The organism is Frankia sp. CeCAU1 (genome assembly GCF_977971845.1).
Genome location: NZ_CDWWXA010000107.1, coordinates 4,537 through 17,388 on the forward strand (window position 1 = coordinate 4,537; position 12,852 = coordinate 17,388).

The following is a 12,852-nucleotide window of genomic DNA, read 5'->3' on the forward strand; positions in this document are numbered from 1 at the left end:
GGTGGCGGCGGCGTCCCGGATCATGGCGACGATCGCGGCGGCGGCCTGGGGATGGCCGCTGCCGGCGCAGGCGGCCGACATCTTCGCCAGCCGTTCGGCGGAGATGAGCACCGGCAGCGCGTTCTCGAGCAGCCAGGACGCGCTGAGCTCGGCGTCGTCGACGAGGAGACCACCGCCGGCCTCCACCGTCGGCAGCGCGTTGCGGCGCTGCTCACCGTTGCCGTGCGGCAGGGGGACGTACACCGCCGGGAGCCCCACCGCGGCGAGTTCCGCGCACGTCATCGCGCCCGACCGGCACAGGGTCATGTCGGCCGCGGCATAGGCCGAGGGGATGTGGTCGAGGTACGGCCGCAGCTCGTATGGCGTGGGCAGGTCGAGGGGCAGCGCCGCGGCGACCTCGTCGAAGTTCTTCGGTCCGGTCGCGTGCAGCACCTGGATCCCGGCGGCGGCAAGGGGATGCGCCGCCGCCGCCATCACCTGGTTGAGCGAGCGGGCGCCCTGCGAACCGCCGAAGACGAGCAGGGTCGGCCGGTGCGGGTCGAGCCCGTAGCGCGCCCGGGCGGCCCGCATCGCGGCCGGGGAACGGTCGAGGGTGAGGATCTCTCCCCGCAGCGGGATCCCGGTGAGCGTCGCGCCGCGCAGGGGCGTGCTCGGGTAGGACGTGGCGACGAACGGGGTGAGCCTGGCGCCGAGCCGGTTGGCCAGTCCCGGCAGCGGGTTCGCCTCGTGCACCACGATCGGGATGCCGCGGCGCCGGGCGGCGAGGTACGCGGGCGCGGACACGTATCCACCGAACCCCACGACCACGTCCGCCCGAACCAGGTCGAGGGTCTCCCCCGCCTGACAGATCGCGTCGAAGAACCGGGCGGGCAGCTTGAACACGGCCGGGGTGGGGCGGCGCGGCATCGGGACCTTCGGCACCGTCGCCAACTCATGGCCCCGGGCGGGCACCAGGCGCGCCTCCAGACCGGTCGCGGTGCCGAGCAGGGTCAGCCGTACCCGGGAGTCGGTCGCCCGCAGCGCGTCCGCGACGGCGAGTGCGGGTTCCACGTGGCCGGCTGTCCCGCCGCCGGCGAGCACTACGCTTCGCAACATCGGTCAAGACGATGACACATCACGCCGTCTCCCGGGCAGCCCGGCCCCGGTCACCCGGACCCGCACACGGGATGATATGCGCCCCGACGAACGCCCCGACCCGGACTCCGGCACCGGGCCCACCGGACCCGACCGCGCGCCGTCTACCGGTACGAGGCCGAGGTCCGGTCGGTGGCCCCGGCGGCCGGGCGGCCGCCTCTCCTCCCGCGGTATCACCCCGGTGACATCGGCGCGCCGCTCCCGGCGGCGCCGCCAGCGCTGGCGGCGCCGGCCGGACGCGGCGAGACGCGCGGCGTGGCGTTCCTCGGCCCGTCGGGACAAGAATTCGGCCGCGGCCGGCTCGGACCGGGCGAAGGAGAGCAGCATGCCGAGGGCCGCGAGGGTCGGCAGCAACGCGGAGCCACCGAACGACACCAGCGGAAGGGTGACGCCGGTAATCGGCAGCAGACCCACGACCGCACCTATGTTGACCACCGCCTGGACGAGGATCCAGGCGGTGACCCCCGCGGCGGCGAGCCGGACGAACAGCTCGTCACAACGGTGCGCAATCCGCAGGCCCGCGTATCCCAGCACGCCGAACAGGCCCACCACCACCAGGCTGCCGACCAGCCCGAGTTCCTCGCCGATGATCGCGAGGATGAAGTCGGTGTGCACCGCGGGCAGTAACTGCGGCCACTTCTCCCGGGATGCGCCGAGGCCCTCCCCCCACCAGCCGCCGGTCGACAGGGCATAGATGCCCTGTACGGCCTGGAAGCCGTCGCCGTGCGCGTCGGCGAACGGATCGGTGAACGACAGCAGGCGCCGGATGCGGTAGGGCTCGACCACGGCGAGGACCGACGCCGCCGCGACCATCGATCCCAGGATCCCGGTGTAGAGGCGCATCGGGGTACCGATCACCCACAGCACGGTCAACGGCACGACGGTCACGCAGATCGCCCCGCCGAGATCCGGTTCCAGCAGCAGCAGCAGGTCGATGAACAGGAACACCGGGACCAGCGGAACGAGCAGGTGTTTGGGGTCGGACAGCAGCCGCCGTTTGCGGACCAGCAGATCCGAGCACCACAGCACAAGGGCGATCTTCGCCAACTCGCTGGGCTGGATCGTGATCGGCCCGACGACGATCCACTGGCGGGCGCCACCACGCACGCTGCCGATACCCGGGATGAGCACCGCCATCAGCATCAGCACGGTCCCGAGCAACAACGGGTAGGCAAAGGCGCGGAAGACCCGCACGGGCAGCCGGGAGGCGACGGCGACCACCGGCAGACCGATCGCGACCCAGATCACCTGCCGGATGAACAGCGTGTAGGAGGAGCCGAAGTCGGCGTAGGAGCGCACGCTCGACGCCGACAGGACCATGACCAGGCCGAGCACCAGCAGCAGAGCGGCCGAGGACAGCAGCAGGTAGTAGGACGCCAACGGCCGATCGAGCAGCGGCAGCCGTGCTTCGGCCCCGTCCGCCGCGCCGGTTCCCCCGACGCCGGCGGAGTCGGGCTCGGCCGCGGAGCCTGTTCGCACGGCTTTGGGCCCTCGCGCCGCCCGCGCGGGCCGCGCCGACGTCCCGGTGGACGGCGGCGACGACGCTCCCGACCCCGCCACGGTTACCCCTCTCGTGCGCGGACCGCCGCCGCGAACAGATCTCCGCGCGCCGCGTAGTCCCGGAACATGTCCATCGAGGCCGCGGCCGGCGCCAAGAGCACAGTGTCACCGGTGGTCGCGAACGCCGCCGCAGCCTTCACCGCATCGTCCATGCCGTCAGCCCGTTCCACGGGGACATCGGGGGCGTGTCGGGCGAGAGCGGCGGCGATCTCATCGGCGCAGCGCCCGATGAGGACCGCGGCGCGCAGCACCCGGCGCGCGTCGCGGACGAGATCGTCGAAGGCGAGGCCCTTGTTGAGGCCGCCCGCGATCCACACCACCGAGGGGTAGCCGGCCAGCGACGCGGCGGCGGCGTGTGGGTTCGTCGCCTTGCTGTCATCCACCCAGCGGACCCCGTCGATGACGGCCACCTCGGCGTTGCGGTGGGCGCCGGGCCGGAAAGCGACGAGCGCCGCGCCGATCGCGGCCGGGCCAACGCCCTCGGCGCGGGCGAGCGCGGCGGCGGCCAGCGCATTGGAGATCATGTGCGGACTGGTCAGCACGAGGTCACGGACGGCGACAAGCCGCCCGCCGTCGAAGGCGTCGTCGACGAGATGGCCGTCGACGACGGTCAGGCCGGGCCGCGGCCGGGCCGCCGGGTCGAGACCGAACAGGACCCGCCGCCCCGGAGCGGCGGCGAGCAGGTCCGCGCTGGTTGCGTCGTCGGCGTTGCCGATCGCGATCGTCCCTGGACTACGCCAGATCCCCGCCTTCGCTGCCGCATAGGCCGCCGCGCCCCCGTGCCAGTCGAGATGGTCGGGGGCGACGTTGAGCACGGCCGCGGCGAGGGGGGCCATGGTGTGGGTGTAATGGAGCTGGAAGCTGGACAGTTCCACCGCGAGGGTCTCGTAGGGCGGCTCGGCTGCGACCGCGTCCACAATCGGGGTCCCGATGTTCCCGGCGGTGGTGGATCGCCGGCCCCCGGCGGCGAGCATCGCGCCGAGCATCTCGGTGGTCGTCGTCTTGCCGTTCGTTCCCGTGACGGCGAGCCACCGGCTCCCACCCCGCCACCGCCAGGCAAGCTCCACCTCCCCCCAGACCGGGATCCCGGCGCCGGCCGCCCCGGTGATCAGCGGGGCCGTCGGCGGGACGCCGGGCGAGGTGACCACGAGCGCGCTGTCCCCGGGGCCGGGCGGCAGGCCGCCGAGGTTCACCTCGGCCCCGAGCGCCCGCAGCGTCGCGGCCGCACCCTGGTGACGTGGGGAGTCGCCGGCGTCGACGACCCGGACCCGCGCACCGCGGGCAAGCAGCGCCCGGGCCGCGGCGAGCCCGGAGACCCCGATCCCGACGACCAGCACGGGCAGACCCGCCCAGGAGATCGAGGCTGTGGGGTCGCCCGGGCCCTGACCGTCGCCCGTCATGGCGTCAGCCACCTCCGTGGGAGAGGAACTCCGCGTAGAACAGGCCCAGGCCGAAGGCCACCGCGAGTCCCGAGACGATCCAGAATCGGATGATCACCGTCGTCTCGGGCCATTCGGCGAGCTCGAAATGGTGATGGATCGGCGCCATGTTGAACACGCGTTTCTTCGTCGCCTTGAAGAACGCGACCTGGATCATCACGGACAGGGTCTCGATGACGAACAGGCCGCCGAGGACGACGAGAAGCAGCTCGGTCCGGCTGACGATCGCGATACTGGCGAAGGCACCGCCCAGCGCGAGCGACCCGGTGTCCCCCATGAAGATCTTCGCCGGGCTGGCGTTCCACCACAGGAACCCGAAACAGGCCCCCATCGCAGCCGCCGCGACCAGCGCGACGTCGAGGGGATCACGCACGAGGTAACAGCCCGTCTCGGCCGCGTGCGGCTCGCACAGGTTGCCGAACTGCCAGAAGGAGATGATGACGTACGCGCCGAACACCATTGCCGAGGTGCCGGCCGCGAGGCCGTCGAGGCCGTCGGTGAGGTTCACCGCGTTAGAGGTCGCGGCGATGATGATCCAGGCCAGCAGGGGAAAGGCGATGATGCCGACGGAGAGGCTCGTGTCCCGCACGATCGAGATGTACGTCGAGCCGGGGAGCAGCCCGGCGTCGTTCTTGAACCGGACGGCCAGCAGGCCGAAGACGATCGCGACCGCGGCCTGCCCGGTGAACTTCATCCGGGCGGTGAGCCCGAGGCTGCGCTGCTTGCGGATCTTGATGTAGTCGTCCAGAAAGCCGACCAGGCCAAGCCCGGTCATCACCATCAGCACAAGCAGACCCGACGCGGTGAACCCGATGCCGGTCACCAGGTGGGCCAGGAAGTACCCGGCCAGGGCAGCGCCAATGATGACAGTGCCCCCCATCGTGGGGGTGCCCCGCTTGGTCAGGTGGCTGGACGGCCCGTCCTCGCGGATCTCCTGGCCATATCCCTGCCGGCGGAAGAGCCGGATCACCCAGGGTGTGCCCAGCAACGACACGACCAACGCGACCATGGCCGCGATAAGAACGCCTCTCACGCGTGCGTCACCCGCGCGGGTCCGCGTGTGTGCAGCCAGCCGTCCGCCGTCATGTCCCCTCGATCCCGGCGCCGAGGACGCCGAATCTGGTCACCAACGCCTCGGCGACGCGCTCCAGCCCGAAGGACCGGCTGGCCTTGACCAGTACCACGTCGTCCGGTCCGGCCTGCGCGGCCACCAGGGCCACCGCCTCCTCGGTGCCGGCCACCTCCACCGACTCCCCGTCCCAGGAGCCTTCCAGCGAGGCGCCCAGGTGGATATGGCGGGCCGCCGGACCCACCGCGATCAGTCGATCGACCCCGAGGCGGACCGCGAACCGGCCGAGCACGTCGTGCTCGGCGGCGGCGGCGTCACCGAGTTCCCCCATCGGACCGAGCACCGCGAACGCCCGGCCCTTCCCCCGCATGTCCACCAACGCCTTCAGCGCCGCCCGCATCGACTCCGGGTTCGCGTTGTAGGCGTCGTTGACGACCACCACCCCGGCCGCGGTGGAGGTCACCTCCATCCGCCACCGGCTGCGCGGGCGGGCGGCGGACAGCGCCGCGGCGACCCGGTCCGGGGACAGCCCCAGCCGGATCGCGACGGCCGCCGCGGCCAACGCGTTCGGCACCTGGTGCGCGCCGACGAGCCCGAGGGTCACCCGATGGTGCTCGCCGTGCGCCAGCAGGTCGAACGAGGCGCGGCCCAGCCGGTCGACATCGACGGCACCGGCCCGCACGTCGGCCCGTCCACCCTCCCCGAAAGTGATCACTTCGGCCGTCGTCCGAACCGCCATCGCCGCGACCAGCGGGTCATCGGCGTTGAGCACGACGGCCTCGCTCACGGCCTCGGCAAGCTCGCCCTTGGCCGCGGCGATCCCCAGCCTGCCGTCGGCGTACTCGCCCAGGTGGGCACTGCCGACGTTGAGGACCACCCCCACCGCCGGGCGGGCTACCGCGCAGAGGGTGGCGATGTGCCCCGGACCGCGGGCACCCATCTCCAGGACGACGAACGCCGTGTCCGGCTCGGTACGCAGCAGCGTCAGCGGCAGTCCGATCTCGTTGTTGAAGGAGCCGGGCGCGGCCACCGTCGGGGCGAGCCCGCCCAGCACGTCGGCGAGCAGGTCCTTGGTCGTCGTCTTGCCCGCCGACCCGGTCACGGCGACCACGGTGGCGGCGGCCAGATCACGGACGTACGCGGCGAGCGCGGCGAGCGCCGAAGGCGGATCGGGAACGATGACGGCCGGCTCGCCCACCGAGCGGGCGGCGAGCACGGCGGACGCGCCGGCGGCGACGGCGGCGGCGGCGAAGTCGTGCCCGTCGACTCGGCTGCCGGCCAGGGCGACGAACAAGGCGCCGTCGCGGACCTCGCGGGAGTCGACGACGACCGAACGCACCGTGACGCCCGGGTCGGGCACCGCGTCGAGCCGGCCGCCGGTCGCCGACGCGACCTCGGCCAGGGTCAGCGGGATCATCTCCCCTCCACCGAGGAGAGCGCGGCGCGCAGGACGACCCGATCGTCGAAGGGGGTCACCACCCCCGCCTGTTCCTGGCCCGACTCATGACCCTTGCCGGCGACAACGACGGCGTCCTGAGGTCCGGCCTCGGCCACGGCGGCCGCGATGGCCGCGGCGCGGTCCGGTTCGACCAAGACCGTGGCCGAGGCCGACAGCGCCGTGACCCCGGCGAGCATCTGGGCGAGGATCTCCGCCGGATCCTCCGAGCGCGGATTGTCGTTCGTGAGGATCGCGACGTCGGCGAGTGTCGCCGCGGTGGCCCCCATCAGCGGGCGCTTGCCGCGGTCGCGGTCGCCACCGCAGCCGAGCACGACGATGACCCTGCCCTTCACCAGCGGGCGAACCGTCTCGAGCAGCGTCGTGACCGCGTCCGGGGTGTGCGCGAAGTCGACCAGGGCCAGGAACGGCTGGCCGGCGTCGACCCGCTCCATCCGGCCGGGCACCCCGGGCAGGGAGCCGATCCCCGCCACCGCCGTGGCCGGGGGGACCCCGATGGCGACGAGCAACGCCAGCGCGCCGAGCGCGTTGGCGACGTTAAAGGCGCCGGGCAGCGGCACGGACAGATCCACCCGCAGCCCGTCCGGACCCTCGGCGCGCAGCAGTGTGCCGGTCGGCCCGTAGGAAACGTCCCGGGCCGTCCAGTCGGCCGGCCCCTCGACGGCGAACGTGATTGCGCCGGGATGCCGTTCGGCGAGCCGGCGGCCCCACCGGTCCGCCACGCCGATCACCGCGACGGCGGTCCGGGCCGGGTCGAACAGGGACGCCTTCGCCGCGAAGTAGTCCTCCATGGAGGAGTGGAAGTCCAGATGGTCCTGGCTGAGGTTGGTGAACACGGCCCCGGCGAAGTGCAGGGCGTCGGCCCGGTGCAGGGCCAGCGCGTGGCTGGACACCTCCATCGTGGCGGCCCCCACGCCACGCTCGACCATCGTGGCGAGCAGGGCCTGCAGGTCGCTCGCCTCCGGGGTGGTGCGGGCGGAGGCCAGCCGTTCGTCGGCGATCCGGGTCTCGATCGTGCCGATCAGGCCCGTGGTGTGGCCGGCGGCGCGCAGCCCGGCGTCGAGCAGGAAGGCCGTGGTCGTCTTCCCGTTGGTGCCGGTGACGCCGAGCAGGCGCAGCGCCGCAGAGGGATCACCGTAGATCCTCGCCGCCACCGGGGCGAGGTCGCGCCGTGGATCGTCGCTGACAAGCACCGGGACTTCCCCGGGGGGGCCGGGCGGCATGGCCGCGATCCGGCGGGCGCCCTCGGCGTCGGTGAGCACGGCGACGGCGCCGCCGGCCACCGCGGCGGCCGCGAAGGCCGCACCGTGTGTGTGGGCACCGGGCAGTGCCGCGTGGAGGTCGCCCGGCCGGACCGCATGCGAGTCGTGGGTGACGCCATGCACGATCACGTCCGTGTCCGCATGCGTGTCCGCATGCGTGTCCGACGGCGAATGTCCCGCACCCGCGAACGCCGCCGGCTCCGGGACGGGCGCCACGGCCGCGAGCACCGCGCGCAGATCGGCGAGGCTGCACGCGGGCGGGGCAGCCGGTCGAGGTGCCGGAGAGGTCACGGTCACGACCTTAGTGGGGGCGGGCACGGCCATCCCCACGGGCGCCCGGGCACGGCGGTGGTCCAGCCGACCTTCCCCGCCCACCACGTCCCGGCGCGGATCGCGATCATCTGTCCAGGTCGAGCAGGAGCGGTGCGGGCCTGGTGATCGGCTGTGGCACGCCGAGGGTGGTCAACGCGAAGGACATGACACGTTGGAACACGGGCGCGGCGACCTGACCGCCGAAGTAACCCTTCTTCGGGTTGTCCAGGACGATCTCCACCACCACCCGCGGATCATCCGCCGGGGCGAACCCGATGAACGAGGGAACGTAGCCCTGGTAACCGCCGTGCACCGGGTCGGGCCGTTTGGCGGTGCCCGTCTTGCCGGCCACCCGGTAACCGGGAACCTCGGCAAGCGGCGCTGTGCCCTCGTTCGTCGCCACCGCCTCGAGCATCCGGGTGAGCGTGGCCGCGGTCTGCGCGCTGACGACGCGCTGACCAGGCGGTTGGGGAGTCACCTTGACAACGCCGTCCGGACCGGTGATGGCGTCGACAAGCCGCGGGGTCACGCGAACACCGCCGTTCGCGATAGTCGCGTACACCGAGGCCATCTGGAGCGCCGTCGCCGACATGCCCTGCCCGTAGGAAATGGTGGCGGCCTGGCTGCCCGACCAGTCCCGGGCTGCCGGCAGCAGGCCGGCGCCCTCGCCGGGGAAGTTCAGACCCGTGCGGGCACCGAGCCCGAACGAGCGCAGCGCCTGCTCCAGCCCGGTCCGCCCGACCCGCTCGGAGATCTCCACGGTGCCGATGTTGCTGGAGCGGGCCAGGACGCCGGCGGCGGTGAGATGTTCGACGCCGTGCGGCTCGGAGTCCTCGATGCGTACCCCACCCCGGGTGATGAACGGCGGGATGGTCATCGGGGTCTCGGAGGTGATCAGACCGCGGTCCAGCGCCGCGGCCATCGTGATCACTTTGTTGACGCTGCCGGGCTCGTAGGCGTCCCGCGTGGACCGATTGCCCAGCGCCGGGGTGTCCCGGGCGGTGATGTTGTTCGGGTCGAACTGCGGCGCGTCGGCCATCGCGAGGATGTCCCCGGTGCGGGGGTCCATCACGACGGCCGTGCCGCCGTCGGCCTCGGAGGTACGGACCGCGTCGGCGATCGCGTTCTGGGCGTTCCACTGGATGTCCCGCTCAAGGGTCAGGCGCAGCGAAGAACCCGGGATCGGGTCCTTCTCGCGGCTCTGGCCCGAGGGGATCTCGATGCCCGCCGGGTTCGCCTCCAGTCGGCGAAGGCCGTCGGTACCGCGCAGCACCTCGTCATACGCCAGCTCCAGCCCGCCGCCGCCCTCGAGGATGTCACCATCGCCGTGCCGCATGAACCCGATGACGTTCGCGGCCAGTTCCCGGGACGGGTAGGTGCGTCCGCGTTCCTCGGTGATGCCGATACCGCGCAGCCCCAGGGCGCTGACCTTCTCCGCCACGTCCGGAGTGAGCCCGCGGGCGAGGTAGACGAACTTGATGTGCTCGGCCGGGTCGGTGGTAAGCCGTCTGCGCAACGCCTCGGTGCTGTCGTCGAGGACCGGCGCGAGCTTCGCGGCCGTCCCCGCGATGTCCCTGACGTTCGTCGGGTTCGCGTAGACGGCCCGCAGCTCGACATACTGCGCGAGCGTGTGGCCCGCCCGGTCGGCGATGGCGCCACGCGCCGCGGGCAGCACGATGGTCCGCAGCCGCTGGGCCTCGGCCTGGGCCGCGTAGGTGGAGGCGGAGAAACCCTGCAGCTGGGTCAGGCGCAGCCCGAGGACACTGAGGACCGCGCACATGAGCACGATGGACACCCGCAGCCGCCGACGCGGGCTGCCCAGCCGGTAGGCGCGACGAGCCGGGGGGTGCCGCGGCCGGCTGACCCGACCGGGACGCCAGGGCACCGAGCCTGGCCGGCCCACATACCGGCCGCCCGGATACCGGCCGTCGTGCTCCTCGTCGCCGTACTCGTCCGCACCGGGCCCGTCGCCGACCGCCCGACCCGGGTCGTCGACATCCCTCCGCAACCGACCGCCATACACTGAAGGTGGCGGTGGAGGAACAAGGCGTAGCCGTCCGCGGCCGCGCTGAGGGGAGCCCGGGGGCGTCGAGCTCACTGCCCGGCTCCGGCCTTTCCCGCCGCCCCGATCGCGGCACCACCGGCCGCGGCAGCGTTCGCCCCGGTGGCGGGAAGGTGGGCGTGAGCGGTTCCGCCGGCACCACCCGCCGTCGCGCCGGCCGCTGGCTGACCGTTCTTCCCGGGACCGCCGGTCTTCCCGGGACCGCCGGCCGGGCTCGGGCCGGGCGATGCGGGCACGACGATGATGACGGATCCGCTGCCCGGTTCCCGGGCCAGGGTCCGGGAACCAACGGGCAGCGGAGCGCCCGGCGGAAGGTATTCCGGTATCCCGCCGGGGATCATGCCGTAGCGGGAGGCCTGCGCGGCCAGCGACGCCGGATCGGAGAGCTGGTCGGCATGCACCGACAGCGCCTGTTCCTCGTCGGCCAGGGCGGACGCCCGATTGCGCAGAGTGTTGGCCTGGAACGAGTTCTCCATCAACGCCAGGTTCAGCAGCAGCAGGCAGAGCAGACCAGCGCCCAGCAGGACCAGCAGCAACACGACGAAGGGACCCTTGCGGCCCCCGTCCGGCGCAGGCCGGACCACCGCGAGCCGCGCCCGGCTCGACGCCCGGCGCGGCTGCGGGCCGATGGCCGGAGCGGTCGCGGCGGCCGAGCGGGCCGCGGGCCGCCCCGTCGAGGGGGTCGGGGCGCTTGTCATCCGCCCAGGGCCCCCTTGCCCGGAGCCGGTCCGGGCGGAGCCGGTCCGGGCGGAGCCGGTCCGGGCGGAGGCGGAACCGGAACGCCCGGCGCGGGCGAGCGGCTGCGCGGGAGCGGTCACGATGCACCTCCGGTCGGTTTCCGGGTGTGGTCCGGGTTCGGCGCGGTACGTTCGACGGCACGCAGGCGGACGGAGGCCGCCCGCGGGTTCTCGGCCTTCTCGGTCTCGCTCGCCGGTTCCGCACCTCGGGTCAACCAGCGCAACCTGGGGCCCGCGCCCTCGGGCACCACCGGCAGGTCCGGCGGGACCGAGGCCTCCGCGTAGCCGCGCAGTTGCCGCTTGACCAGCCGGTCCTCAAGCGAGTGGTACGACAGGACGACGAGCCGGCCGGACACGGCCAGCGCGTCGAAGGCCGCGGGCAACGCCCGGGCGAGCACGTCGAGTTCGGCGTTGACCTCGATACGTAACGCCTGGAAAGTACGTTTCGCCGGATTGCCGCCGGTCCGCCGGGCCGGCGCCGGGATGGCGTCGCGTACCAGGTCGGCGAGCCGCGCCGAGGTGGCGAACGGGGCGACGGCCCTGGCCTGGACGATCGCACCGGCGATGCGGCGGGCGAAGCGCTCCTCGCCGTATTCCCGCAGGATGCGGGTCAGCGCGTCGGCATCGTAGGTGTTGAGGACGTCGGCGGCAGTCCTGCCCTGTGTCTGGTCCATCCGCATGTCCAGCGGCGCGTCCCGGGAGTAGGCGAACCCACGGTCGTCCGTGTCCAGCTGCAACGACGACACGCCGAGGTCGAACAGGATGCCCTGCACCACCGGATGACCGAGCCGGTCCAGAATCTCGGCCACCTCGTCGTAGACGGCGTGGACGAGCTCCACCCGGCCGGGGGCGAGCCCGTGCAGCCGCTCACCGCTGCGCTCCAGGGCGTCGGGGTCGCGGTCGAGCCCCACCAGCCGTACGTGCGGGAAGGCCGTGAGCACAGCCGCGGCATGCCCACCGAGACCCACCGTCGCGTCCACCACGATCGCTCCGGATGCCCGCAGGGCGGGAGCCAACAAAGTCAGTACACGGTCGGTCAGCACAGGCGTATGTGTGGCGTTCAGTGCTGAGCCTCCCTCGACCGCTCGTGGACCTCGTCTTCAGATGTGCTGACGGGCATGGGGGGCTTCGTCGGCGGAAGCCACCGGGCGGCGGGCCCGGGTCGGGTGACCGGGGCCGACCGCCCTCGCGTACGTCCCGGATGCCGGCCGCCGGGGAAGGGGCAGCCGGAGGGGACGGTGCGCGTGGCGAGCCCGCGGAGCACCCGGATCCATGAACCCAAGGCAGCTCAGATCACTCCGGGCAGGACCTCCTCGGACAGCTCGGCGAAGCTCTCCTCCTGGCTTTCCAGGTAGGCCTGCCACCGCTGGGCATCCCAGATCTCAATCCGGGTGTTGGCCCCATTGACCACGCAGTCGCGCATCAAGCCCGCGTAGGACCGCAGCGGAGCCGGAACCGTGATCCGCCCCTGCCGGTCCGGCACGTCGTCCGCGGCCGAGGAGAAGAACACCCGGCTGTAGTCACGCAACGCCTTTGCGGTAACCGGAACGGTACGGAGGGACTCGCTGATCCGGGTGAACTCCGCCATCGGAAAGACATACAGGCAGCGTTCCTGCCCCTTGGTGATCACAAGCCCCCCCTCCAACTCGTCGCGGAATTTCGCGGGTAGCGTCAGCCGCCCTTTGTCGTCGAGCCGCGGCGCGTGGCTGCCGAGAAACACCGGCAACCTCCTCGCCACTGCGAGGAAGACAGCGACAGGCTCACCCCGCGACGGCCACCCGTAAGCTGCTGTCCCCCACTGCGCGCCACTCTACCCCACTC

General features: G+C 72.8%; 10 protein-coding genes. All 10 read right to left on the bottom strand.

Features of this window, described 5'->3' with window-relative positions; translation table 11 throughout:
* A partial coding sequence (gene murG / locus AC08OO_RS17160; RefSeq protein ID WP_476618760.1) for an undecaprenyldiphospho-muramoylpentapeptide beta-N-acetylglucosaminyltransferase occupies positions 1-1,095 on the bottom strand: 1,095 nt, incomplete at its 3' end.
* 3 nt (positions 1,096-1,098) lie between these two features.
* Positions 1,099-2,694, bottom strand: coding sequence for a putative lipid II flippase FtsW (gene ftsW / locus AC08OO_RS17165; protein WP_476610710.1), 1,596 nt, complete (start codon positions 2,692-2,694; stop codon positions 1,099-1,101).
* 2 nt (positions 2,695-2,696) lie between these two features.
* On the bottom strand, positions 2,697-4,094 hold the full coding sequence (murD, locus tag AC08OO_RS17170; protein WP_476610711.1) for a UDP-N-acetylmuramoyl-L-alanine--D-glutamate ligase: 1,398 nt from the start codon (positions 4,092-4,094) through the stop codon (positions 2,697-2,699).
* A 4-nt stretch (positions 4,095-4,098) separates the two neighbouring features.
* Positions 4,099-5,166: a phospho-N-acetylmuramoyl-pentapeptide-transferase gene (mraY, locus tag AC08OO_RS17175; RefSeq protein ID WP_476610712.1), complete on the bottom strand. Its 1,068-nt coding sequence runs from the start codon at positions 5,164-5,166 to the stop codon at positions 4,099-4,101.
* 49 nt (positions 5,167-5,215) lie between these two features.
* Positions 5,216-6,619, bottom strand: coding sequence for a UDP-N-acetylmuramoyl-tripeptide--D-alanyl-D-alanine ligase (locus tag AC08OO_RS17180; RefSeq protein ID WP_476610713.1), 1,404 nt, complete (start codon positions 6,617-6,619; stop codon positions 5,216-5,218).
* A complete protein-coding gene (locus AC08OO_RS17185) occupies positions 6,616-8,244 on the bottom strand; it encodes a UDP-N-acetylmuramoyl-L-alanyl-D-glutamate--2,6-diaminopimelate ligase (RefSeq protein ID WP_476610716.1) in 1,629 nt (542 codons plus the stop codon). Before AC08OO_RS17185 ends, AC08OO_RS17180 begins: the two co-directional genes overlap by 4 nt.
* Before the next feature lie 73 nt (positions 8,245-8,317).
* The gene (locus tag AC08OO_RS17190) at positions 8,318-10,240 is read right to left on the bottom strand and encodes a peptidoglycan D,D-transpeptidase FtsI family protein (protein WP_476610714.1); all 1,923 of its coding nucleotides are present in this window, start codon (positions 10,238-10,240) and stop codon (positions 8,318-8,320) included.
* 86 nt (positions 10,241-10,326) lie between these two features.
* On the bottom strand, positions 10,327-10,992 hold the full coding sequence (gene ftsL / locus AC08OO_RS17195; protein WP_011435850.1) for a cell division protein FtsL: 666 nt from the start codon (positions 10,990-10,992) through the stop codon (positions 10,327-10,329).
* Between the two features lie 116 nt (positions 10,993-11,108).
* A complete protein-coding gene (rsmH, locus tag AC08OO_RS17200; protein ID WP_476610717.1) occupies positions 11,109-12,095 on the bottom strand; it encodes a 16S rRNA (cytosine(1402)-N(4))-methyltransferase RsmH in 987 nt (328 codons plus the stop codon).
* A 224-nt stretch (positions 12,096-12,319) separates the two neighbouring features.
* On the bottom strand, positions 12,320-12,751 hold the full coding sequence (gene mraZ / locus AC08OO_RS17205; RefSeq protein WP_011435848.1) for a division/cell wall cluster transcriptional repressor MraZ: 432 nt from the start codon (positions 12,749-12,751) through the stop codon (positions 12,320-12,322).
* Between the last annotated feature and the right edge of the window lie 101 nt (positions 12,752-12,852).